Source organism: Kitasatospora sp. NPDC004531 (assembly GCF_053602195.1).
Window position 1 is genome coordinate 25,539 of sequence record NZ_JBSGDD010000039.1, and the last position, 23,296, is coordinate 48,834.

The window sequence follows — 23,296 nt, forward strand, 5'->3', positions numbered from 1 at the left end:
AGGCATGGGCCTATTCCTGTGAGCCCTCTGAAAGATTTCTGGCGAGCGTTTTCGAAAACCGGAACGCCCCCAGACTTCCGGAGGAGCCCGTGCGACCCCGCTCGCTCGCCCTTGCCGCAGCCCTGGCTGTTCTTCCCCTGACCGCCGTCTCGTTGGGCGTCGGCACCGCCCAGGCGGCGCCGACCCCCAACGCCAGTGCCCGGGTGGCGCTGCCGCAGACCGTCACCCCGGCGGTGGCGCGCTCCCACAAGCAGGGAGACGTCCCGGCCGACCGGCAGATATCCGTGGCCGTCAGCCTGAGACTGCGCGACACCGCCGAACTGGACCGCTTCCTCGCCGCGGTCGGCACGCCCGGCACCGCGGAATTCGGGCACTATCTGACGCCCGCGCAGTTCACCGAGCGCTTCGGTCCGACCCGGGCCGACGTGGACCAGGTGCGCGCGTTCCTCACCGCGCAGGGCCTGAAGGTCGACTCGGTGAGCGACAACCGCCAGGTGGTGAACGCCACCGGTTCGGCCGCGCAGGTCGCCGCCGCGTTCGGCACCCACGAGTCGACGTACCGCGACCCGCAGCAGGGCGACCGGACCTTCTTCGCCAACGACGCCGCCGCCTCGGTGCCGGCCGCGCTGGCGGGCGTGGTCGAGGGCGTCAGCGGCCTCAACGACCACACCGTGCGCACCACCCGGATCGCCGAGCCCGACGCGGCCGTCCCGCACGCCACCCCCAGCGGCTTCGGCCCGGCCGCCTACGACGGCGCCTACCGGCTCGACCAGCTGGGCGCGGACGGCACCGGCAGCACCGTGGCGCTCTGGGAGTTCGACGGCTACAAGGCCTCCAACCTGACCACCTACGACAGCCAGTTCGGCCTGTCCGGCCCGGCGGTCAGCACCGTGTCGGTGGACGGCGCGAACTACGACTCGAAGCCGGGCGGCGGCCAGGGCGAGGTCGAGCTGGACTCGGAGATCGTGCGCGGCGTCGCCCCCAAGGCCACCCAGCTGATCTACGAGGCGCCCAACAGCGACCAGGGCGAGATCGACATGGCCGCCAAGATCGTCTCGGACAACCGGGCCCAGGTCATCTCCATCTCCTGGGGCTCCTGCGAGCCGGACACCACCGCCTCCTCGATGACGGCGGTGAACAACTCCTTCAAGCAGGCCGCCGCCCAGGGCATATCGATCTTCTCGGCGTCCGGCGACGACGGCTCCCGCGACTGCACCCGCTCCACCTCGGGCTCCGGCGTCAAGGCCGTGGACTTCCCCGCCTCCAGCCCGTACAACACCGGCGTCGGCGGCACCAACCTGAAGGTCTCCGGCACCACGTACAGTTCGGAGAGCGCCTGGAGCACCGCCGGCGGCGGCGTCTCCACCCAGTTCGCCAAGCCGAGCTGGCAGACCGGCACCAACGTCACCGGCACCATGCGCACCGTGCCCGACATCTCCTCCAACGCCGACCCGAACAGCGGCTTCGCGATCTACACCCAGGGCAGCAGCACCCCCGGCTGGCAGGTCTACGGCGGCACCTCCGCCGCCGCCCCGCTGTGGTCCGGCTACGCCGCGCTGTACAACCAGAAGGCCAGGGCCGCGTCCAAGCCCGTGCTCGGCGAGGTCAACCCGAAGCTGTACACGGTCGCCAACGGCAGCTCGTACGGCACCGCCCTGCACGACGTCACCACCGGCGCGAACCAGGACTTCTCCACCAAGGCCGGCTACGACCAGGTCACCGGCTGGGGCACCCCGATCGCCGACGGCCTGACCAACGCCCTGCTCGGCACCGGCGGCACCACCCCGCCGCCGCCCACCGGCGGCTGCACCGCCGCGCAGCTGCTTGGCAACCCCGGCTTCGAGACCGGCACCGCGAGCCCCTGGACCACCAGCACCGGCGTGGTCGACAACTCCGCCTCCGAGGCCGCCCACAGCGGCTCCTGGAAGGCCTGGCTGGACGGCTACGGCTCGGCCCACACCGACTCCCTCGCCCAGACGGTGGCGATCCCGGCCGGCTGCAAGGCGTCGCTGAGCTTCTGGCTGCACGTCGACACCGCCGAGACCGGCACCACCGCCTACGACAAGCTCACCGTGTCGGTCAACGGCGCCTCGGTCGCCACGTACTCCAACCTCGACAAGAACACCGGATACGTGCAGAAGACCCTCGACCTGTCCGGCTACGCCGGACAGACCGTCACCGTGAAATTCAACGGCGTCGAGGACTCCTCGCTGCAGACCGGTTTCGTGATCGACGACACCGCGCTGACCGTCTCCTGACTTCCGATCAACGCGGGTTCCGGGGGGGCCTTCACGGGTTCTCCCGGCACCTGTGTGTCAGGAGTGTTTCCTGTTCGCTTGGCCTGCGAAATACTTGTCGTGACCACTGTCATATGTCCTGATTGATGACGTAGCCTCTCAACCCTGCATAGGGTTCCCCCACACTCGGCGGCGCACCTCCGACACACCGCGGAGCCGGGGCGAACCCACCGAAACCGCCGGGTGGGGAAGGTGTCGCATGGGCTCACAGCAACCACAGCACGCCGGCCGGCTCCGCCTGGTCGGCCAGCGCGAGGCCGGCGGTGACCGGCCACCGGCCGGACCGGCCGCGCCGGCCGGACCGACGGCCGCGGGCCGCTCCTCCGCCGCACCCACCGTGCCCGCCGCACCCGTGGCGCCCGGCGCCCCCGCCGTGCCCGCCGCCGGCTCGCCGGGCGGCTTCGCCGAGGTGCTCAACGCCGCCATCGAGCACAGCGGGCTCAGCCTCGACCGGATCCGCGCCGCGCTCGCCAAACAGGGCGTCAGGGTCAGCGTCACCACGCTCAGCTACTGGCGGCGCGGCCGCAGCCAGCCCGAACGGGCCACCTCGCTGCGCGCCGTCCACCTGCTCGAAGAGCTCCTCGGCCTGCGCCACACCGCCCTCACCTCGCTGCTCGGCCCGCCGCGCCCGCGCGGCCGCTGGGTCGCCCAGGTCCCGGCCCCCGACGGCCTGCGGGTCGAACAGGTCTGGCCCGGCCAGACCGAGCTCGGCGAGGTGTTCGCGGAACTCGACGCCCCGCCCGCCGGGCAGTTGGAGCGGCAGTCCATCCACGACGCCTACTACGTCGACGCCTCCCGCCGCGGCCACCTGCTGCGGATGCGCCAGGTGGTCCGCGCCACCGTGGACGGCGTCACCCGGCACGTCGTGGTGCACAAGTCCGACGAGGGCATGGACACCTGCCCCGAGATCACCAACGTCCGGCACGCCCGCCTCGGCCGGGTCCGCCGCCGCCCGCAGATCGGCCTGCTGGTCGCCGAACTCCTCCTCGACCGTCCGCTCGCGCTCGGCGACTCCACCGTCCTCGAGTACGAGGTGCAGGTCCCCGAGTCCGCTCCGACCACCGACTACGGCCGGTTCTTCGCGGGCCCCGTCCGGGAATACGTCCTCCAGGTCCACTTCGACCCCGCCGCCGTCCCCGTCCAGTGCGAGCGCTACGACCGCACCCCCGGCGCCGAGACCGACCGCCACCGCGAACCCCTCTGGATCGGGGCCTCCGCCAGCGCCCACGTCCTCACCGCCGACCAGCAGCCCGGCCAGGTGGGCATCCGCTGGCAGTGGGAGTAACCCCGCCGCTTCTCCCGACCCCTGACAGCCCGCCACCTCCGCACAGCCTGACTGCCCGTCATCCGACGCCACGCCGCAGACCCGTCGCACCGTTCACCCGTTCTGCCCAGTCCGACCGCCCATCAGGTGGTCCGTACTGCTACCTCCGTGAAATGTGAGACCCACTCACCGAGGAAAGGCAGGTCCCTCCCGTGCTGATGGAGTTCAGCGATGTCGAACCGGACGAGTCCTGTGTCTGCGGCGGCTGCACCGCCCGCCGCCGGGCACGGCACCTCGCGGTCCGGTCCGGTCGCGGCGTCACCGTCCAGGCCCGCGGCGCGCGGCGGGCGGCGGTGCTGCTCGCCGCCGTCGGCAGCGTGCTGGGCGGCGGGGCGGTGTCCTCGATAGCCGCCGCCGCGCCCCGCACCGACAGCGGCCCGCAGACGGCGGACTCGCCGCAGGGCGAGGTCGCCGGCCTGTTCGGCCGGCCGCCGGCGTCCCACCGGTCGGCGGCGGCGCAGCCGGCCACCACCCGGTCGGAGATCATGCGGCGGGCGCAGGGCTGGGTGGACCAGAAGGTCCCGTACAGCATGTCGAAGTACTGGTCGGACGGTTACCGGCAGGACTGTTCCGGCTTCGTGTCGATGGCCTGGGGCCTGGGCAGCAGTCAGACCACCTGGACGCTGCCGGACTTCGCCGACCGGATCTCGAAGGACGACCTCCAGCTGGGCGACGTACTGATCTACAACAACGCGAACGACCCGCAGGGCGGCTCGCACGCGGTGCTGTTCGGCGGCTGGGTGGACGGCTCGCGCACCAAGTACACGGCGCTGGAGCAGACCCGCCCGGGCACCACCGAGCGCAGCACCCCGTACGCGTACTGGCACAACGCGAACAGCTACCAGCCTTACCGCTACAAGGGGTTGAGCGCGCCGGCGCCCGGCGGCGACGCCTTCCCCGGGGCGGACAGGTTCGGGCCGGGCAAGGTCAACGACGACGTGACCCGGCTGGGGCGGATGCTGGTGGAGCGCGGCGGCGGCCGGTTCTACAAGGAGGGGCCGAGCCCGGACTGGGGCGACGCGGACCGCCGGGCCACCGAGGCGTTCCAGCTGGCCCAGGGCTGGCGGGGCGCGGAGGCGGACGGCTACCCGGGCAAGGACACCTGGGACTTCCTGGTCCACCACAAGGGCAAGGACATCCCGGCCGCCGGCGGCACCCCGGCACCGCCGCCCCCGGTGCAGGGCCCGCCGCCGTTCCCGGGCGCGGACAAGTTCAGGCCCGGCCAGGTGAACGACTGGGTGACGCAGCTGGGGCGGCAGTTGGTGCAAAAGGGCTTCGGCGGCTCCTACCGGGAGGGCCCCGGCCCCGCCTGGGGCGAGGCCGACCGCCGGGCCACCGAGGCGTTCCAGCGCGCCCAGGGCTGGAGCGGCGCGGAGGCGGACGGCTACCCGGGCCCGCACACCTGGAAGCTGCTGTTCTCCTGAGCGGGGATCAGACCCGCGGGAGCGCGCCGACGGCGGCGTGCTCCCGCACCCACGCGTGCATGGCGATCGCGGCGGCCGCCCCGGCGTTGATGGAGCGGGTGGAGCCGAACTGCGCGATCGAGCAGACCGCCGCCGAGTGCTCCCAGGCCTCGTCGGTCAGCCCGGGGCCCTCCTGCCCGAACAGCAGCACGCAGCGCTCGGGCAGCGGGTAGGTCTCCAGCGGCACCGCGCCGGGCAGGTTGTCGATGCCGATGATCGGCAGTCCGCGTTCGGCGGCGTAGGCGGCCAGCGAGGCCACCGAGCCGTGGTGGCGGACGTGCTGGTAGCGGTCGGTGACCATGGCCCCGCGCCGGTTCCAGCGCCGCCGCCCGACGATGTGCACCTCCTCGGCGAGGAAGGCGTTGGCGGTGCGCACCACGGAGCCGATGTTGAAGTCGTGCTGCCAGTTCTCCACCGCGACGTGGAAGCCGTGCCGCCGGGTGTCCAGGTCGGCGACGATCGCCTCGTGCCGCCAGTAGCGGTACTGGTCGGTGACGTTGCGCCGGTCGCCGGCGGCGAGCAGCTCGGGGTCGAGCCGGGGGTCGTCGGGCCACGGCTCGGGGTGCGGTCCGACGCCGATCTCACGGTCGTCGGGGAGCCCCGCGAAGTCGTCGTACTGCTCGCCCTGCTGGGGCACCGAGGTGTCGCTCACGCCTTCGAGGGTACGGGCTCCTCCCGGGCCTGCTGCGGGCGCGTCCGCACGGACTTCTCCAGCTCGGTGAGCGCCTGCATGACCAGCCGGGCCCCGGCCCGGGTGACGTCGATCTCCTCGTCCCGGGGCAGCGACGCCAGCAGGTAGTCCCAGCTGCGGTGGGCTTCGCGCAGCGCGGAGAAGTCGACGTCCTGGCCAAGCAGGATCGCGGCGGCGGCGATCGCGGTGGCGTCCCGCAGCTCCTCGCCGAACGCGCCGGCGCCGGGCAGCGGCGGGGCGTCCTCGGCGGGCAGGTGGGCCTCCAGCAGGACGACGGAGCGGTCCAGCATGCCGACGGCGGAGCGGGCCCGGTCGAACTGCTTGCGGGTGAGTTCCGGCGCCTTGGCGAAGTGGTGCACGGGTTCCAGCTCGGCCCGGTCCAGCGCGGCGAGCATCTCGCTGCGGGACTCCCGCACGTCCAGCAGCGCGGCCCGGACGTCCTGTTCGGCCTGCCCGCCGGCCGGCTCGCCGTACGCGGTGAACACGGCGGCGGCGTAGCGCCCGGCGGCGGCCAGCCACTCGGCCAGCCGCTCCGGCAGCCGGGCGGTCTGCCAGGTCGGGAACAGCGCGTACGCGCCGAGCGCGACCGCGCCGCCGAGCAGCGTCATCGCCACCCGGTCGACGGCCAGCCGCAGCGGCTCGCCGGGCTGGAGGCCGAGCAGGAACACCACGTAGGAGGAGATCGCGGCCGTCAGCAGCGCGTACCCGGTGCTCAGCATCATGTACGACAGGCCCATCGCGGCCACCGCGAGCCCGGCCAGCACCCAGTCGTTGGGCTCGAACACCTGCACCACGGCGGTGGACACCAGCACGCCGCCGACGGTGCCGGCGACCCGGGCGACGCCGCGGCTGAAGGTCTGCGCGAAGTCGGGGCGCATCACCATGGCGGAGGCCATCGGCGCCCAGTAGCCGTGCTCGATGCCCAGCAGCCGGGCCGCCAGGTAGGCGGAGGTCACCACGGCCGACATCCGGACCGCGTGGTGGAAGATCGCCGAGTGCTGGTGCAGCTGCCGCCCGACGGTGGCCAGCGCCGCCGGGGCCACCTTGGCCAGCGAGGGCCGGCGCAGGCCGGTGTCGGTGCGGGACGGGACGGTGGCCCGGTCCTGCCGGTCGAGCCGGTCAGCGGCCCGGCCGAGCAGCTGCGACAGCCGGCGCGCGGAGCGGCGGGCGCCGCCGCGCAGCAGGTCCTCGCCGCTGCCGGTGCCGGGGCGGGCCAGCGCCAGGCCGGGGGTGTCGCGGGGCAGCCGCACCGCCTCGCCGGTGCGGATCGCCCGGGCCAGCGCGTCCAGCACGTCGGCGGCGGCGGCCAGCACCTCGCGGGCCCGGTCGCGTTCCGGGCCCTCCTCGGCGGCGCCCACCCGCGGGTCGGCGAGCGCGGCCAGCGCGGGCCGGATGCGTTCGGCGGTCGTCCGCAGCCCGCGCAGCTCCGGGGGGCGGCGGCGGGCCTGCCGGGGGGTCAGCCGGGCGGCCTGCCGGGCGACGATGAACGGCTCCGGGTCGACGTGCGCCACCGGGTCGTGGCGCAGGCTGCGGGCGTAGTCGCCGAGCCCGGCGTAGATGTCGGCGAGCGCGTCGCGCTGCGCCCGCCAGCTGTCGATCGGCCACAGCGTGACCACCAGCGCCTGCACGCCGCCGCCGACCGAGCAGAGCACGGCGTGGCCGAGCGCGGCGGACACCGACACCGGCAGCTGCACCACCACCAGCATCACGGACAGCGTGTTGGCGGAGACCACCCCGGCGGTCGGGCTGACCGCCCAGGCCATCCCGGCCCCGAACGCCCACAGCGCGAGCAGCACCGGGAACGCGCCGGGGATGCCCACCGCGAGGTAGCCGAGGAAGGTGGACGCGCCCAGCCCGGCGCCCGCCACCAGGGCCAGCGAGGCGCGCGGCCGGAACGAGCGCTGGAAGGTCGCCACTCCGGCGATGAACGCGCCCATCGCGGCCGAGGCGGCGTGCGCGGGCCCGTAGATCGCCATCGTCGGGAAGATCACCAGCGCGGCGGCGACCGCGGCCCGCAGCGAACGGCGCGGGTTGGTGAGCGAGAAGTCCACGGTCAGCCCGGCCTTCGCGGTGTCGCGCAAGGCCGTGAACCAGGACATAGCGGGAGCTTATCGACTTTTCCGCCCCCGGCCCGGCAGCGCGCGCTGCACCGCCGGCGGCGCCCCGGCGGGCCGAAACGGGCGGGGCAGGGACGCCGCTACAGGACGAAGGCGTCCCGGCCGTCGCTGCTGACCATCGGACGCCCGGCGGCCTCCCAGGCGTACATGCCGCCGTCCACGTTCACCGCGTCCCGGCCGGAGCCGACCAGGTACTGCACCACCTGCGCGGAGCGGCCGCCGACCCGGCACAGCACGTACAGCCGGCCCTCGGGCAGCTCGTCGAGGCGGGCCACCACCTGGCCGATCGGGATGTGCAGCGCACCGTCCACGTGGCCGGCGTCCCACTCGTCCTGCTCGCGGACGTCGAGCAGGGCGGCGTCGGCGGGCACCGAGGCGGCGTCGGTGGTGGGCAGCTGAGCGAACATCGGGGCGGTCTCCTGGGGTCGGGGCGATTCGTTCGGGCCATTGTCGGGCAGCAGCGCGGCCAGCCTGGCCTGCCGGTCGGCGGCGGTGGCCAGCAGCTGTTCGGCGAGGTCCTCCAGCAGGCGCTCCGGCTCGTCGGGGCGCAGCAGCAGCAGTTCGCCCATCGGGGTGCGCTCCAGCCGGACCCGCTCGGTGGCGAGCGCGGTGATCCGGCCGGTCAGCCACTCCAGGCGCTGGCGCAGCCAGGCCAGCCGGTCGGGGGAGTCGACGGCGGGCGCGGACTCCGGGTCGGTGGACCACTCCTCGGCGAGCCGTTCCAGCCCTTCGGTGTCGGCCAGCGCGTACGCCTCGTTGACGCGGGCGATGAACGCGGAGCGGCGCCGCTGCTCGGCCGGGTCGGTGGACAGGTCGGGGTGGGCGCGGCGGGCCAGTTCGCGGTAGACCCGCTGGGCGTCCTTGTCGGGCCGCACCCGGCGGGCCTCCGGCTCGCCCTCGCGGGGGCCGCGCTGCTCGACGGGCTCGACCCGCTCGCGGGCCTCGCGGGCCCGCCGCAGGTCCTCCGGGTCGCCGCTGAGCGCCGCCGTCGCCTCGGCGATCAGCGCGTCCAGCTCGTCCAGCTCGGCGTACAGCGGGCCGAGCAGCTGGTGGTGGGCCAGGGCGAAGTTGTCGATCTCCACCCGCAGGGTGGCCACGTCCACGTCCAGGGTCAGCCAGGCCAGCTCGGCCGCCGCGACCCGCTCCTCCAGCTCCTGCCGCTCCGGATCCGCCCACACCTCGACGCTCGGTACGCTCACCCGGGCAACCCTACCGGGGCCGCCACACCCCCCGATGGGGTGACGGCGGAGCACGGTGGGGGCGCGCCGTCAACGACACGCAACTGATACGGACGAATCTGCCCGATTAACTACCTCCGATTGGCATCTCCGTGCTTCATTGGAGGACGCACGCAAGGACGCGCGCACCGGCCAGGAGGAGCAGCAAGAACACAAAGGGGCAGACCGATATCCATGGTGGACCAGCCCAGCTCCGTACCCGACCGGTCGGGCCTCCCGGGCGGCCGCCCCCAGGGGGTGGTGGCGCTGCTTCGCGTGGCCGTCGTCCTGATCGATCCGGACGGCCGGATCGCGGTGTGGGACCGCACCGCGGAGGAGCTCTTCGGCCACCGCGCCGGCGTCGCCCTCGGCCGCACCGCGCACGGCCTGCTGCCCGCCGTCTGCCCCCGCCACGAGCCGGACGCGCCCGCGCACCGCTGCGACGCCTTCGACACCCTCGACGACCTCGCCACCGGCGGCCCGTGGGCCGGCGCGATGACCGTCCACGACCGCGAGGAGCGTCCGCGCGACGTCCTGTGGTGGGCCTACCCGCTGGTCGAACCGGCCGGCCGCTCGCTGCTGGTGCTGGCCGCCGACGCCCGCCCGCTGCTCGCCGCCGGCCCCCGGATCGCCCTCGGCGAGCGCCTCGTCCCCTACCACGCCGCGCCCGCCGCGGCCCGCCCGCAGCAGGTCGCGGCCGCCCTCGCGCCGCCCACCGGGCAGGCCCCCGAGGCGCTGGCCGCGCTGCTGCCCGCGAGCTCCCCGGAGCGCCGCGCCCGGCTGCTGGCCGCGCTGGCCGCCGCCGGCCCGCCCGCGCTGCGGGTGGACGGGGCGACGCCGCTGCCGGTGGTGCCCCAGCAGTCCTCGCCCGCCGGCCCGTCCGGCGCCGCCCGGGTCGCCGCCGGCCTCGGCCGCCGCTACCCCACCCCGCAGCAGCGGACCGCCCAGCAGCGCGACCGCGCCGCCCGACGCCCGGCGGAGCCGCAGCGCGGCACGGGTGCCCGCACCCCGCTCGGGGTACGGATACAGGCGGCCGGGCCCGCCGAAGGCGCGCGGGTACCCGGCAGCACCGTGCCCAGCCCACGCGACGCCGCCGCCCACGGCCCGACCACGGGAGATCCCGCCATCGACCCCGCCGCCGCACCGGCCGACCCCGCCCCGGCCCCCGTCCTGCCCGGCCCCGCCCGGGCCGCCCGGGCCGGCGTCGAGGTGGTCCGGGGCCTGCCCGACGACGGCGACCTGGCACTGCTGGCCTCCGTCGGCAGCCAGGTCGGCACCACCCTCGACCTGGACACCACCGCCCGCGAACTGTGCGAGGTGCTCGTCCCCCGGGTCGCCGACTTCGCCGCCGTCGACCTGCTCGACGGCCTGCTCTCGGACGGCGAACTGCCCGCCGACCCGCCCGACGACCGCACCGTGCTGCGCCGCGTCGCCCGCACCTTCAACTCCGGCTCGCCGCGCTGGAACCACGTCCTGGACGAGGGCTCGCTGCTGACCATGCCGCGCGCCACCCCGCCGGGCCTGGCGCTGCAGGAGAACCAGCCGGTGCTGGTGCCGCTGATCTCCGCCGACGTCGCGGTCGACTACGCGGCCTCGCTGGGCGGCCCCGAGCTGGAGCCGACCGTGGTCGGCCGCTCCATGCTGGTGCTGCCGCTGTCCGCCCGGGGCGCGGTGCTCGGCATCCTCAAGCTGCTGCGGCTGTCCGACCGGGCGCCGTTCACCCGCGCCGACGCCGACACCCTCAAGGAGATCGCCGCCCGCGCCGCGCTGTCGCTGGACAACGCCCGCCTGCACCGCGCCGAGTCCAAGGTCGCCACCACCCTGCAGCGCTCGATGATCCCCAGCCGCCCGCCGAAGATCCCCGGCGTGCAGATCGCCCACCGCTACATGCCGGGCGACCGCAAGGCCGAGGTCGGCGGCGACTGGTTCGACGCCATCCAGCTCCCCGGCAGCCGGGTCGCCCTGGTGGTCGGCGACGTGATGGGCCACGGCCTGCACTCGGCCGCCGCGATGGGCCGCTTCCGCACCGCCATGCAGACCCTGGCCGCCCTCGACCTGCCGCCCGGCCAGCTCCTGCGCCACCTCGACAACCTGGCCCACAAGCTCGGCGACGACCATCTCGCGACCTGCCTGTACGCCGTCTACGACCCGATCAACCGCACCTGCGAACTCGCCTCGGCCGGCCACGTCCCGCCGGTCCTGGTCCACCCCGACGGCCGCGGCGAACTGCTCGACCTGCCCTCCGGCGCCCCGATCGGCGTCGGCGGGGTGCCCTTCGTCGCCACCAGGATCGACGTCTCGGACGGCTCGATGCTGGTGCTGTGCACCGACGGCCTGGTCGAGGTCCGCGGCGGTGACATAGGAGAGGGCCTGGCCGCGCTCTGCGGCAACCTGATCGACCCCGAGCAGACCCCGGACGAGGCCTGCGACCGGGTGCTGAACACCCTGCACTCCGACGACCGGCAGGACGACATCGCGCTGCTGGTGGCCCGCTTCGACGGCGTCCCGCCGACCGAGGTCGCCACCTGGCAGCTGGGCGTCACCGAGGCCGAGGTCGGCCGGGCCCGCCGACTGGTCCGCGACCAGCTCGCCGCCTGGCAGCTGACGGCGCTGTCCGAGACCGTCGAGCTGCTGGTGTCCGAACTGGTCACCAACGCCGTCCGGGTGGCCCGCTCCGAGGTGCAGCTCCAGCTGATCCGGGTCGACAAGCTGCTGGTCGAGGTCAGCGACGACAACCACAACCTGCCGTCGCTGGAACCCGCCGACTCGCTGTCCGAGCACGGCCGCGGCCTGAACCTGGTCAGCAAGCTGTCCGAGAAGTGGGGCACCGCCCGCAAGGCGGTCGGCAAGGTCGTCTACTTCGAGATGCCGCTGCCGCGGACCTGACCACCGGGGTCAGGGCGTGACGGCCCTGGCCCCGCCCTGCGCCACCGAGGCGGCCGCGCCGACCCCGGACAGCACCCGCGGCCAGTAGTCGCCGAACACCTCGACCCACACCGCGATCAGCACCGCCGTGGAGATCGCCACCAGGTGCTCCAGCCCGGCCAGGTTCGGCAGCACCGCCGCCTCCGCCACCATCGCCGCCACCACGGCGCCGCCCGTCCACCAGGCCCGGCAGCGGAACGCCACCACCACGGCCAGCGCCACCACCGCCGCCGAGGGACCGGTGTCCCGCACGTGCGCCACCCAGCGCGGGAACCCCAGCAGGTGGTGCGGCCCGAGCGCCACCGCGATCCGGGCGAACAGCGTCCCCGCCAGCGTGCAGACGTACGCCACCACCAGGGTCAGCCGCCGCCCCAGCACGATCTCCGCCACCCCGAACACCAGGAACACCTGCGCCAGCGCCCCCCACACCGGCAGGTCCAGGGCCGGCACGTACAGCGACAGCGGGGTGCGCAGCAGCGACACGTCCAGCGGCAGCGCCGCCTTCACCACCCCGATGTCCGCGACCAGCCGGTCCCCGCCCGGCAGGTGCTGGACGATCGAGAACATCAGCACCAGCGCGGTCGCGACGGTCGCCAGCGGCACCGCGGCGAATTTCCGCCGCACCAGCCGTTCCTTCACGGCGCCGAACAGCGCCCCCCACTCGGCGACCGCGGCCCGGCGGAATACCGCCCCGAACCCCGACCGCACGCCCCCCGCGTGGGTGTTCTGCTTCACGCCCGGTTCTCCTGTCCCTACGCACGGTATTTCCGCCGTCCGTACTGTTTCGCGTCCCGTGTTCGACACTACGCACCGGACCGGACAAGAGCATCAACTTCGACGCCAGTCCACGTCATACCGGAGATTGATTCCCCCGGCCCGCTCCGCCCCCCGGCGGAGGGACCACCGTCCCGGCCCCACCGGGCCGGGAAGCCCGTGAATCAGCCGTGCCGCGCGTGCCGCCGGCGGAACAGCGCCGGCATGCTCGGCACCGTGATGAAACCCTCCGCGCGGGCGGAGGCGATTCCGATCCGGGGAATCTCGCTGCTCTTCTCGAAGAGCAGATAACGCGGCTCCCAGATCGGCCGGTATTTCGCGTTCGCCCGGTACAGCGACTCGATCTGCCACCAGCGGGAGAAGAATCCCAGCACCGAGCGCCACAACCGCAGCACCGGGCCGGCGCCCAGCTTCGAGCCGCGCTCGAAAACCGACCGGAACATCGCGAAGTTCAACGACACCCGTTCCAGTTCGACCTCCTTCGCACGCTGCAGGAGTTCGATCACCATGAACTCCATCAGACCGTTCTCGCTGTCCCGGTCGCGCCGCATCAGATCCAGCGACAGACCGTGCGCGCCCCACGGCACGAAGCTCAGCAGCGCCCGCAGCTCGCCGTCCCCGTCGAAGCACTCCAGCATCACGCAGCGCCCGTCGCCCGGGTCGCCGAGCCGGCCCAGCGCCATCGAGAAGCCGCGCTCGGTCGCACCGTCCCGCCAGTGGTCGGCCTTGGCCACCAGCTCGGCCATCTCCGTCTCCGGGATGTCCTCGTGTCGGCGGATCCGCACCGTGTACCCGGCCCGCTTGACCCGGTTGTAAGCCTGCCGGACCACCCGCATCGCCCGGCCGTCCAGCGAGAACTCGTCCAGCTCGACGATCGCCTCGTCGCCCAGCTCCAGCGCGTCCAGGCCGTGCCGGGCGTAGATCACGCCGGCCTCCTCGGAGGCGCCCATCACGGCCGGCACCCAGGCGTGCTCGCGGGCCTCCGCCAGCCAGGCGTCGATCGCCCCCGGCCAGGCCTCCGGGTCGCCGATCGGGTCGCCGGACGCCAGCGTCACCCCGCCGACCACCCGGTACGCGACCGCGGCCTTCCCGCTCGGCGAGAACACCACCGCCTTGTCGCGCCGCAGCGCGAAGTAGCCCAGCGAGTCCCGCTCGCCCTGCTTGTCCAGCAGCTCGCGCAGCTTCCGCTCGTCCTCGTCGGTCTGCAGCTCCTCGCCGCGCGGCGAGCGGAACGCCACGTACACCACGGCCAGGAACAGCACCGCGCTCATCGCGTTGATCGCCGCGTTCACCCAGGTCGGCACGGAGATCACGTCGGCGACCTTCGCCGACGGGGTCAGCGTGATCATCCGGTGCACCGAGTAGCTGAACCGGGTGCCGAAGTCCGCGCCGCCGATGCTGTTGGTCAGCTGCACCAGCACCGAGCCGATCAGCCCGCCCAGCAGCACGCCGCCGATCCCCGCGGCCACCGCCGTCTTCGGGTTGGAGCGGTCGCCCTTGGAGGTGAACTCCCGGCGCGAGGCCAGCAGCGCCACCACGAACAGTCCGGTCAGCACCACCGAGAACCAGTTCCACGGGTGGTCCGCGAAATGCTGTCCCCACGCCATCAGCACCAGGAACCCGACGAACGTCAACCCCGCCGAGACGGTGTTGAAGATCCACGCCGCCCGCTTGCGGCGCCGCATCGCCACCGCCAGGAACAGCGACAGCGCGACCGACGTCAGCCCGACGGTGACCAGGTAGGGGGTGAAGAACTGGCCCTCGTTGTGGCGCTGCACCTGATTGCGGAACGGCACCGACAGCACCGCCACCAGATTCAGCAGCGCCACCAGCCGCAGGTACCAGACGGTCGATGCGGCGGCCCGTCGACGCCAACGCGCCGGCGAACCCGGACCTTCGCCCTTGGTGGGCGACACGGCCGAGGCAGCCGTCTTCACTGTGGACACAGCAACCATTCCAGACGATCGAAACTCGGGGCGCATCCGCGCGCGGCCCGCACACTCCACCCCCGATTTCCATGGTTGCCCAGCGAAGATGAGAATTGCGTGAATCCGGTAGCGGATTCCCACCCCCGCCGATCGGCGGGGGTCGACCGGGACCGCTCCCGGCCCGAACCCGAACCACCCGTGAGGGAGAGACATGCCGCCGATCCGGGTCCTGATCGTGGACGACGAGGTGCTGGTCCGCTCCGGGCTCGGCCTGATCGTCGGCTCCGCGCCCGACCTCGAAGTGGTCGGCGGCTGCTCCGGCGGCCAGGCCGAGCAGCAGACCCTGGCGCTCGCCCCGCAGGTCGTGCTGCTCGACGTCCGGATGCCCGACCTGGACGGCATCAGCGTGCTGCGCCGCCTGCGCGCCCTGCCCGACCCGCCGGTGGTCGCCATGCTCACCACCTTCGACACCGAGGAGTACATCGGCACCGCGCTGCGCGCCGGGGCGGCCGGCTTCCTGCTCAAGGACACCGCCCCCGAACAGCTGGTGCACGCCGTCCGGGTGCTCGCCTCCGGCGGCAGCGTGCTCTCCCCCACCGTCGCCCGCACCGTGATCACCGGCTACGTCGACGGCGGCGGCCCCGACCTCACCGCCGCCTCCCTCACCCACCGCCTCACCGGCCGCGAGCTCGACGTGCTGGCGCTGCTCGGCGAAGGTCTCTCCAACGCCGAGATAGCCGACCGCCTGTTCCTCGGCACCGGCACCGTCAAGGACCACATCAGCGCCATCCTGGGCAAGCTCGGCGCCGCCAACCGGGTCCAGGCCGCCGTCATCGCGCACCGCGCCGGCCTGGTCCGCGAGCGCCGGGACGGGGAGTGAACCCCGCCGGAACGGCCGCCGAACCCGCCCCGCGCCACCGGGCCTGGCTGCGCTCCCCCCGCACCACCCTGCTGATCCCGGTGGTGGTCGCCGCACTGGACTCCGCCCTGGTCGCCAAGGGCTCCGAGCCCTGGCAGCTCGCGCTGTCCGCGCTGTCCGTGGTCGCCCTGCTCGGCCGCCGCCGGTACCCGCTGACGGTGGCCCTGCTCACCCTGCCCGGCGCCTTCTTCAACGAGATCTGGCTGGCCCCGCTCACCGCCGTGTACGCGGTCTCCGCCGCCTACCCGAGGCCGCGGATCCCGGTCGCCTGCGCCGTCTCCTTCGCCCTGGTCGAGTTCTTCCACTGGCCGTTCGCCCCCGACCTGTTCGCCCTCAGCCGTGACAACGCGCTGTACGGCATCCAGTCCGCGATGCTCGGCGCCGGCCCCGCCGCCCTCGGCATGCTCACCCGCACCCGCCGCGAACTCGGCGAACGCGTCACCGAACTCACCGAGGGCCGCCAGCGCGAGAGCCGACTGCTGGCCGAGAAGGTCCTGACCGCCGAACGCGCCCGGCTGGCCCGCGAGATGCACGACGTGGTCTCCCACCAGGTCAGCCTGATCTCCATCCAGGCCGGGGCGATCCAGGTCGCCAGCACCGACCCGGCCTCCCGCGACGGCGCCCGCACCATCCGCGAACTCTCCGTCCGCACCCTGGACGAACTGCGCCAGATGGTCGGCGTGCTGCGCGCCGCCGGCGTCGGCGCCGGCACCCCGCTCGCCCCGCAGCCCACCCTCGCCGACCTGCCCCGGCTGATCGACGACAGCGGCCTGCAGGTCACCCGCCGGCTCGACACCGGCCGCCGCGACTGGCCCGAAGCGGTCGAACGCGCCGCCTACCGGACCGTCCAGGAGGGCCTCACCAACATCCGCAAGCACGCCCCCGGCGCCCAGGTCACCGTCCGGGTCGCCGGACGCGGCGGGAAGCTGCACGTCGAGGTCCGCAACGGCCCGCCGGCCGACCGCGCCCCCGCCGCCGCGCTGCCCGGCGGCGGCCACGGCCTGATCGGCCTGCGCGAACGCGCCGCCCTGCTCGGCGGCACCCTCACCGCCGAACCCACCTGGGACGGCGGCTTCGCGCTGCACGCGGTGCTGCCCGCCTGAGCGGCCGCGCACTTTTCCGGGAACGACAAAAAAGCCCCGCAGATCCTGAGATCTGCGGGGCTTCGCTGTGCGCGAGGGGGGAGTTGAACCCCCACGCCCTTTCGGGCACTGGAACCTGAATCCAGCGCGTCTGCCTATTCCGCCACCCGCGCATGGGTGTTTGTCTTCCGGAGCTTGTCGCTCTTTCGACTCTTCGAGAAGCTTAGCGCATCTCTCCGGGCCTTCCGTTCGGCTCCCTTGCGGGCGCCCCTTCCGACATGGAAAACATTAGCACGCTCCGAGCCCCACCTGCGAATCCATTCCCCGGGGCCCTCCGCACAGCACCGACCCGCCCGCAACCGGAGGCGGGTGCGAACGGGTGAGCGGACCGCCCAGTGGGTACCCTCCGGGCGCGACCTGGCCGGGGAACCGTACGGAAGGGCCGGGCGTGGATACGATCAGTACGGAAGTACCGCTTTCCAGCCGACACCGGCCCGACCGACGCCCTGAGAGGGGGTGCACCGTGGGAGTCCTGAAGAAGTTCGAGCAGCGACTCGAAGGTCTCGTGAACGGCACCTTCGCCAAGGTGTTCAAGTCCGAGGTCCAGCCGGTGGAGATCGCCGGCGCCCTGCAGCGCGAGTGCGACAACAACGCCAGCATCTGGAACCGGGACCGCACGGTCGTCCCGAACGACTTCATCGTCGAACTCAGCCCGCACGACCACGAGCGGCTCAGCCCGTACGCCGGGCAGCTCGGCAACGAGCTCGCCGGGATGGTCCGCGAGTACGCCGAGGCGCAGCGGTACACCTTCATGGGTCCGCTCCAGGTCGCCCTGGAGAAGGCCGACGACCTGGACACCGGCCTGTACCGGGTGCGCAGCCGCACGCTGACGGCCGAGGAGCCGCAGCGGCCGCCCGCGCCGCCCGCCGGGCCCCCCGGGTACGGCCGCCCGCCGACCCCGCCCGCGCCCGGCGCGCCCTGGCAGCAGGGCGCCGGCGCCCCGTACGGCGCTCCGCCGCCGCCCTCCGCCCCGCCCGCGATGCCGCCCGCCCCGCCGGCCCCCGGCAACAACGTCCGCCCGTTCCCCGGCGCGGGCCACGGCGGCGCCGGCACCCGGCGCTGGGTCGAGGTGAACGGCGCCCGGCACCAGATCAGCCAGAACGCGGTCGTGCTGGGCCGCTCCACCGAGGCGGACATCCGGATCGACGACCCCGGGGTGTCCCGCAAGCACGCGGAGATCCGCCCCGGAACGCCCGCGATGGTGATGGACCTCGGCTCCACCAACGGCATCGTGGTGGACGGGCAGCACACCCAGCGCGCTACGCTCCGCGACGGCTCCCGGATCGTCCTGGGGTCGACCACCATCGTCTACCGACAGGTCGAAGGGTAGAAGCGGGCCGGTATGTCTGATCTGACCCTGACGGTCATGCGGCTGGGCTTCCTCGCCGTGCTCTGGCTGTTCGTCATCGTCGCCGTGCAGGTGATCCGCAGCGACCTGTTCACCGGCAAGGGCGCGGCGCGCTCCGGGCACCGGGCGGCGCCCACCGCCCCCGCCCCGGCCGGTGCGGGCCGCCCGCCGCAGGGGCAGCCGGCGGCCGCCCAGCAGCAGCAGGCCCGGCAGCGCCGCGGCCAGCCCACCCACCTGGTGGTGACCCAGGGCTCGCTGGCGGGGACGACCGTCGCGCTGCACGGCCAGACCGTGACGCTGGGCCGGGCCCACGACTCCACGATCGTCCTGGACGACGACTACGCATCCTCCCGTCACGCCAGGATCTACCCGGATCAGGCTGGGCAGTGGACCGTGGAGGATCTAGGCTCCACAAACGGCACCTATCTGGACCGACAGCGGCTGACCACGCCGACGCCGCTCCAGATCGGCGTGCCGATCCGAATCGGCAGGACCGTCATCGAACTGCGGAAGTAGTCAGCGCATGAGGACCAGCTCCACCCGAAGGAGGGCCCGGACAGCATGAGTCTCGTGCTGCGCTTCGCCGCCGGCTCGCACAAGGGCCTGATCCGCGAGGGGAACGAGGACTCCGGCTACGCCGGTCCCCGGTTGCTCGCGGTGGCCGACGGCATGGGCGGGGCGGCGGCCGGTGAGGTCGCCTCCTCCGAGGTGCTGGGGTCGATCGTCCGCCTCGACGAGGAACAACCCGGCGCCGACCTGCTGACCCTGCTGGGCGACGCGGTACAGACCGCCAACGACCGGCTGCGGCAGATGGTCGACCAGGACCCGCAGCTGGAAGGCATGGGCTGCACCCTCACCGCGCTGCTGTGGGACGGCCACCGGATGGGCCAGGTGCACATCGGCGACTCCCGCGCCTACCTGCTGCGGGACGGCCGCCTCGACCAGATCACCCAGGACCACACCTGGGTGCAGCGGCTGGTCGACGAGGGCCGGATCACCGCCGAGGAGGCCGAGACCCACCCGCAGCGCTCGCTGCTGATGCGCGCCCTGGACGGCCGCGGCCAGGTCGAGCCCGACCTGTCGATCCGCGAGGTCCGGGCCGGCGACCGCTACCTGATCTGCTCCGACGGCCTGTCCGGCCCGGTCAGCCACCAGACCCTGGAGGAGACGCTCGGCAGCTACTACGCGCCGCAGCAGACCGTCCAGGAGCTGATCCAGCTGGCGCTGCGCGGCGGCGGCCCGGACAACATCACCTGCATCGTCGCCGACGTGATCGACGTCGGCGCCACGGACACCCTCAGCGGCCAGGTCAAGCAGGCCCCGGAGGTGGTCGGCGCGGTCGCCGACACCCAGCCGCACCCGATGCACGACCCGCACCTGCTGGACACCCCGGCCGGCCGCGCGGCCGGCCTCGGCCGCACCCCGCAGCCGCCGCAGGGCGCCTTCGGGCCCGCCGAGGGCTACCAGGGCGGCTACGACCAGCAGTCCGGATACGGCGCCCCGGCCGGCGACTTCGGCCCCGCCGAGGGCTACCAGGACGGCTACGAGCAGCACGGCGGCTACGCCGACCCGGCCGGCTTCCCGCCCGCCGAGGGCGGCGAGTACGCCGCCGACCCGTACGACGGCGAGGCCCTGCCGAGCCGGCGCAAGAAGAAGAGCGGCCTGAAGTTCACCCTGATCGGGGTGCTGGTGCTCGCCGTGCTCGGCGGCGGCGGCTTCTTCGCCTGGCAGTGGAACCAGAACCAGTACTACGTCGGCACGGACAACGGCCACCTGGCCGTCTTCCGCGGCTCCGACCAGAACCTGGCCGGGCTCAAGCTCAGCAAGGTCTACGAGCAGTTCACCGACGTGGAGCTGAAGTACCTGCCGGCCTTCCAGCGCGACCAGGTCGCCAAGAACATCCAGGCGAGCAGCCTGGACGACGCCCGCAAGCAGGTCGAGACGCTGCGCGCGCAGGCCGAGGTCTGCAAGAAGGTCGCCGATTCCAAGGCCGCCCCGGCCACCGGGGACGCCACGCCGTCCGCCCCGCCGCTGACCGAGCAGGAGCAGCAGCTCGCCGTGTCCTGCTCCGGGCAGTAGGCCGCGGGCGATCCCGGGGGTTTTCACAGGCATGAGCACATTCGACGTGAGCAGCGGCCGTACGCCCGCCACCGGGCGGCGCCGCGCCGTCGGCCGGTCCTCGGCGGACGCCCCCTCGAACCGGCGCAACACCGAACTGCTGATGGTGGCGTTCGCCGTCGCGATCCCGATGCTGGCGTACGCCAACGTCGGGCTGGCGATGGACGGCAGCCTGCCCGTCGGCATGCTGAAGTTCGGGCTCGGCATGGGCGTGCTGGCGCTGGTCGCCCACCTGGCGGTGCGCCGGTTCGCGCCGTACGCCGACCCGCTGCTGCTGCCGCTGGCGACGCTGCTGAACGGCCTCGGCGTGGTGATGATCTGGCGGCTCGACAAGGCCGGCAAGCTGCTGCGCAACAACTTCCCGGCGGCCGGCAACCAGCTGATGTGGTCCGCGCTCGGCGTGGCGATGTTCATCGGCGTGGTGATCCTGCTGAAGGACCACCGGATCCTGCAGCGCTACACCTACATCTCGATGGTGGTGGCGCTGGTGCTGCTGGCCGCGCCGGCCTTCTTCCCGTCCCGGCAGGAGGACTTCGGCGCGAAGATCTGGATCCGCTTCGGCTCGTTCTCGATCCAGCCCGGCGAGTTCGCCAAGATCATCCTGACGGTGTTCTTCGCCGGCTTCCTGATGGTCAAGAAGGACGCCCTGGCGCTGGCCAGCCGCAAGTTCATGGGCCTGTACCTGCCGCGCGGGCGCGACCTCGGCCCGATCGTGGTGGTCTGGCTGCTGTCGATCCTGATCCTGGTGTTCGAGACCGACCTGGGCAGCTCGTTCCTGTTCTTCGGCCTGTTCGTGGTGATGCTGTACGTCGCCACCGAGCGGACCAGCTGGATCGTCTTCGGTCTGACCATGTCGCTCGGCGGCGCGGCCGTGGTGGCCTCCACCGAGTCGCACGTGAAGACCCGCATCAACGCCTGGCTCGACCCGATGGCGGCGTTCGCGCCGAAGCCGCCGGAGCAGTCCTCGGAGCAGATCGGCCAGACCCTGATGTCGCTCGGCTCGGGCGGCACCCTCGGCACCGGGCTCGGGCAGGGCCGGAGCTGGCTGATCCAGTTCGCGGCGAAGAGCGACTTCATCCTCGGCTCGTTCGGCGAGGAGCTGGGCCTGGCCGGCCTGATGGCGCTGTTCATGGTCTACGGGCTGGTGGTGCAGCGCGGCCTGCGCACCGCGCTGGCGGCCCGCGACCCGTTCGGCAAGCTGCTGGCGGTCGGTCTGAGCTCGGCGTTCGCGCTGCAGGTGTTCGTGGTGGCGGGCGGTGTCACCGGTCTGATCCCGCTGACCGGTATGACCATGCCGTTCCTCGCCCAGGGCGGCTCGTCGGTGGTGGCGAACTGGGCCCTGATCGCGATCCTGCTGAAGATCAGCGACACCGCCCGCCGGCCGGCCGTCGAACCGGCCGCCGCCATCCCGGAACCCGCCGGGCCGGAGCGGTTCGGGGCCGCCGGGCCGGGCGCACCGGACGAGAGCAGGGGAGCGACCTCGTGAACAAGCCGATCCGCCGGGTGTCGATCTTCTGCCTGGTCCTGATCCTGGCCCTGATGCTCCGGGTGAACTGGGTGCAGGGCGTGCAGGCGTCGGCGTGGGCCAACAACCCGCACAACGACCGGACCAAGTACGACAAGTACGCCTATCCGCGCGGCAACATCATCGTCGGCGGCCAGGCCGTCACCAAGTCCGACTACGTCAACGGCCTGCGCTACAAGTACAAGCGCTCCTGGGTGGACGGGCCGATGTACGCGCCGGTCACCGGCTACTCCTCGCAGACCTACGACGCCAGCCAGCTGGAGAAGCTGGAGGACGGCATCCTCTCCGGCACCGACTCCCGGCTGTTCTTCCGCAACACCCTGGACATGCTGACCGGCAAGCCCAAGCAGGGCGGCGACGTGGTCACCACCATCGACCCCAAGGTGCAGAAGGCCGGCTTCGAGGGGCTGGGCAACAAGAAGGGCGCCGCCGTCGCCCTCGACCCGAAGACCGGGGCGATCCTCGGGCTGGTCTCCACCCCGTCCTACGACCCGGGCACCTTCGCGGGCGGCACCCAGCAGGACGCCGACGCCTGGAAGGCGCTCAACGACGACCCGAACAAGCCGCTGCTGAACCGGGCGCTGCGCGAGACCTACCCGCCCGGCTCGACGTTCAAGCTGGTCACCGCGGCGACCGCGTTCGAGACCGGCAAGTACCAGCAGCCGTCGGACATCACCGACACCCCCGACCAGTACATCCTGCCCGGCACCAGCACCCCGCTGATCAACGCCAGCCCGACCGAGGACTGCGGGAACGCCAGCGTGCAGCACGCGATGGACCTGTCCTGCAACACCGTGTTCGGCAAGATGGGCGCCGAGCTGGGCGGCGACAAGATCCGGGCGCAGGCCGAGAAGTTCGGCTTCAACAAGGAAGTGACCGTCCCGGTCCGGGCCGACGCCAGCCACTACCCGTCCGGCTCCAAGCCCGACGGCACCGCGATGGACGCGATCGGCCAGCACGACACCCGGGCCACCCCGCTGCAGATGGCCATGGTGGCGGCGGCGATCGCCAACAACGGCTCGCTGATGGAGCCCTACCTGGTCGCCCAGGAGGGCTCGGCCGGGAACGTGATCTCCACCCACACCGAGCGCCAGCTGTCGCAGGCGGTCTCGCCGGCCACCGCGCAGAAGCTCCAGCAGCTGATGGAGTCGGTGGTGCAGAGCGGCACCGGCAAGAACGCGAAGATCCCGGGCGTGACGGTCGGCGGCAAGACCGGCACCGCCCAGCACGGCCAGGACAACTCGGGCCTGCCGTTCGCCTGGTTCGTCTCCTACGCCAAGGGCCAGGACGGCAAGCAGGTCGCCGTCGCGGTGGTGGTCGAGGACGGCTCCAGCGAGGCGCAGCAGATCTCCGGCGGCTCGCTGGCCGCGCCGATCGCCAAGCAGATGATGCAGGCGGCGCTCGGCAAGTAGGTCGGTCGTATCCGTCACATTCCGGCCATCGATCCTCGATCGGTGGCCGGAATTGTCACAATGGGACGGTCCTGGTCGATACCGGTCTGGTCTCAG

General features: G+C 73.2%; 16 protein-coding genes and 1 tRNA gene. 11 read left to right on the forward strand and 6 right to left on the reverse strand.

The genetic code is table 11. The features are described 5' to 3' along the window. Window positions 1–89: 89 nt before the first annotated feature. The 3 genes from ACWEMJ_RS17750 to ACWEMJ_RS17760 all read left to right on the forward strand — a co-directional run bounded on the left by ACWEMJ_RS17750 (window position 90) and on the right by ACWEMJ_RS17760 (window position 5,045). Entirely contained in the window at window positions 90–2,258 is a 2,169-nt protein-coding gene (locus ACWEMJ_RS17750) for a protease pro-enzyme activation domain-containing protein (RefSeq protein WP_452137981.1), read from the forward strand. 238 nt (window positions 2,259–2,496) lie between these two features. After that, on the forward strand, window positions 2,497–3,582 hold the full coding sequence (locus tag ACWEMJ_RS17755; RefSeq protein WP_452137982.1) for an XRE family transcriptional regulator: 1,086 nt from the start codon (window positions 2,497–2,499) through the stop codon (window positions 3,580–3,582). Window positions 3,583–3,779: 197 nt separating this feature from the next. Further along, a complete protein-coding gene (locus ACWEMJ_RS17760; RefSeq protein ID WP_452137983.1) occupies window positions 3,780–5,045 on the forward strand; it encodes a peptidoglycan-binding protein in 1,266 nt (421 codons plus the stop codon). A gap of 7 nt (window positions 5,046–5,052) precedes the next feature. On the opposite strand, the gene ACWEMJ_RS17765 is transcribed toward ACWEMJ_RS17760, so the two are convergent. The 3 genes from ACWEMJ_RS17765 to ACWEMJ_RS17775 all read right to left on the reverse strand — a co-directional run bounded on the left by ACWEMJ_RS17765 (window position 5,053) and on the right by ACWEMJ_RS17775 (window position 9,091). After that, complete coding sequence (locus ACWEMJ_RS17765) at window positions 5,053–5,736, reverse strand: TrmH family RNA methyltransferase (RefSeq protein WP_452137984.1); 684 nt, start codon at window positions 5,734–5,736, stop codon at window positions 5,053–5,055. Continuing rightward, window positions 5,733–7,874, reverse strand: coding sequence for an FUSC family protein (locus ACWEMJ_RS17770; RefSeq protein ID WP_452137985.1), 2,142 nt, complete (start codon window positions 7,872–7,874; stop codon window positions 5,733–5,735). Before ACWEMJ_RS17770 ends, ACWEMJ_RS17765 begins: the two co-directional genes overlap by 4 nt. Window positions 7,875–7,972: 98 nt before the next feature. After that, entirely contained in the window at window positions 7,973–9,091 is a 1,119-nt protein-coding gene (locus tag ACWEMJ_RS17775) for a rhodanese-like domain-containing protein (RefSeq protein ID WP_452137986.1), read from the reverse strand. Between the two features lie 213 nt (window positions 9,092–9,304). On the opposite strand from ACWEMJ_RS17775, the gene ACWEMJ_RS17780 reads away from it, so the two are divergent. Beyond that, the gene (locus ACWEMJ_RS17780; RefSeq protein ID WP_452137987.1) at window positions 9,305–11,995 is read left to right on the forward strand and encodes a SpoIIE family protein phosphatase; all 2,691 of its coding nucleotides are present in this window, start codon (window positions 9,305–9,307) and stop codon (window positions 11,993–11,995) included. Window positions 11,996–12,004: 9 nt separating this feature from the next. Here ACWEMJ_RS17780 and ACWEMJ_RS17785 read toward each other — a convergent pair whose 3' ends face one another. Further along, on the reverse strand, window positions 12,005–12,769 hold the full coding sequence (locus ACWEMJ_RS17785; protein WP_452137988.1) for a hypothetical protein: 765 nt from the start codon (window positions 12,767–12,769) through the stop codon (window positions 12,005–12,007). 203 nt (window positions 12,770–12,972) lie between these two features. Next, on the reverse strand, window positions 12,973–14,724 hold the full coding sequence (locus tag ACWEMJ_RS17790) for a phosphatidylglycerol lysyltransferase domain-containing protein (RefSeq protein ID WP_452138007.1): 1,752 nt from the start codon (window positions 14,722–14,724) through the stop codon (window positions 12,973–12,975). 223 nt (window positions 14,725–14,947) lie between these two features. Between ACWEMJ_RS17790 and ACWEMJ_RS17795 the strand changes: the two genes are divergently transcribed. Together ACWEMJ_RS17795 and ACWEMJ_RS17800 are read left to right on the forward strand one after the other, a co-directional pair. After that, window positions 14,948–15,616, forward strand: a complete 669-nt coding sequence (locus ACWEMJ_RS17795; RefSeq protein WP_452137989.1) for a response regulator — start codon at window positions 14,948–14,950, stop codon at window positions 15,614–15,616. Further along, complete coding sequence (locus ACWEMJ_RS17800; protein ID WP_452137990.1) at window positions 15,613–16,758, forward strand: sensor histidine kinase; 1,146 nt, start codon at window positions 15,613–15,615, stop codon at window positions 16,756–16,758. The genes ACWEMJ_RS17795 and ACWEMJ_RS17800 overlap by 4 nt, the downstream gene beginning before the upstream one ends. A gap of 68 nt (window positions 16,759–16,826) precedes the next feature. On the opposite strand, the gene ACWEMJ_RS17805 is transcribed toward ACWEMJ_RS17800, so the two are convergent. Further along, window positions 16,827–16,910, reverse strand: a tRNA-Leu gene (locus tag ACWEMJ_RS17805). Window positions 16,911–17,260: 350 nt separating this feature from the next. On the opposite strand from ACWEMJ_RS17805, the gene ACWEMJ_RS17810 reads away from it, so the two are divergent. Genes ACWEMJ_RS17810 through ACWEMJ_RS17830 form a run of 5 tightly spaced genes read left to right on the forward strand, consistent with a single transcriptional unit; the run spans window position 17,261 to window position 23,200 of the window. Continuing rightward, window positions 17,261–18,127 carry an FhaA domain-containing protein gene (locus tag ACWEMJ_RS17810; protein WP_452137991.1) on the forward strand — a complete coding sequence of 289 codons (867 nt, stop codon included), beginning with the start codon at window positions 17,261–17,263 and terminating at the stop codon, window positions 18,125–18,127. Between the two features lie 36 nt (window positions 18,128–18,163). Further along, entirely contained in the window at window positions 18,164–18,661 is a 498-nt protein-coding gene (locus ACWEMJ_RS17815) for an FHA domain-containing protein FhaB/FipA (RefSeq protein ID WP_452138008.1), read from the forward strand. A 45-nt stretch (window positions 18,662–18,706) separates the two neighbouring features. After that, complete coding sequence (locus ACWEMJ_RS17820; protein ID WP_452137992.1) at window positions 18,707–20,224, forward strand: protein phosphatase 2C domain-containing protein; 1,518 nt, start codon at window positions 18,707–18,709, stop codon at window positions 20,222–20,224. Window positions 20,225–20,255: 31 nt separating this feature from the next. Then, window positions 20,256–21,749 (forward strand): FtsW/RodA/SpoVE family cell cycle protein, encoded by a 1,494-nt coding sequence (locus tag ACWEMJ_RS17825; RefSeq protein ID WP_452137993.1) that lies wholly within the window; start codon window positions 20,256–20,258, stop codon window positions 21,747–21,749. Continuing rightward, window positions 21,746–23,200 (forward strand): peptidoglycan D,D-transpeptidase FtsI family protein, encoded by a 1,455-nt coding sequence (locus tag ACWEMJ_RS17830; RefSeq protein WP_452137994.1) that lies wholly within the window; start codon window positions 21,746–21,748, stop codon window positions 23,198–23,200. The genes ACWEMJ_RS17825 and ACWEMJ_RS17830 overlap by 4 nt, the downstream gene beginning before the upstream one ends. Window positions 23,201–23,296: the final 96 nt, after the last annotated feature.

Bases quoted from the DNA above. Each gene is read 5' to 3' on its own strand.
- ACWEMJ_RS17755 (WP_452137982.1), top strand. From the start codon at position 2,497: ATGGGCTCACAGCAACCACAGCACGCCGGCCGGCTCCGCCTGGTCGGC.
- ACWEMJ_RS17760 (WP_452137983.1), top strand. From the start codon at position 3,780: ATGGAGTTCAGCGATGTCGAACCGGACGAGTCCTGTGTCTGCGGCGGC.
- ACWEMJ_RS17770 (WP_452137985.1), bottom strand. From the start codon at position 7,874: ATGTCCTGGTTCACGGCCTTGCGCGACACCGCGAAGGCCGGGCTGACC.
- ACWEMJ_RS17780 (WP_452137987.1), top strand. From the start codon at position 9,305: ATGGTGGACCAGCCCAGCTCCGTACCCGACCGGTCGGGCCTCCCGGGC.
- ACWEMJ_RS17795 (WP_452137989.1), top strand. From the start codon at position 14,948: ATGCCGCCGATCCGGGTCCTGATCGTGGACGACGAGGTGCTGGTCCGC.
- ACWEMJ_RS17815 (WP_452138008.1), top strand. From the start codon at position 18,164: ATGCGGCTGGGCTTCCTCGCCGTGCTCTGGCTGTTCGTCATCGTCGCC.
- ACWEMJ_RS17820 (WP_452137992.1), top strand. From the start codon at position 18,707: ATGAGTCTCGTGCTGCGCTTCGCCGCCGGCTCGCACAAGGGCCTGATC.
- ACWEMJ_RS17825 (WP_452137993.1), top strand. From the start codon at position 20,256: ATGAGCACATTCGACGTGAGCAGCGGCCGTACGCCCGCCACCGGGCGG.